1 pseudogene is annotated in these 255 nt (G+C 74.1%); it reads left to right on the plus strand.

The features are described 5' to 3' along the window. Window positions 1-214, plus strand: a pseudogene (locus CVH10_RS22405) (exodeoxyribonuclease III); the annotation flags it as partial. Window positions 215-255 lie beyond the last annotated feature (41 nt).

The raw sequence follows: 255 nt of genomic DNA on the forward strand, positions 1-255 counted from the left end.
CGCCCGGCGCGAGTGCGTCCCGCACGATCCGCCGCCGGGGACCTGCGGGTCCTATTTCCGCGAGGCCGGGGACCGCGACGCCGGGCTGCGGAGCGACCATGTGCTGCTCAACCGGCTCGCGGCCGAACGCCTGACCGACGCCGGCGTCGATCGCGCGGTGCGCGGTGCCGAGGGCGCGAGCGACCACGCGCCGGTCTGGATCGAGCTTGCCTGACCCAACCAATCCGGACTGCGGGACGTCAGTCGACCCAGCAA

Source organism: Halomonas sp. ND22Bw, assembly GCF_003011945.1.
GTDB lineage: Bacteria > Pseudomonadota > Gammaproteobacteria > Pseudomonadales > Halomonadaceae > Halomonas > Halomonas halophila.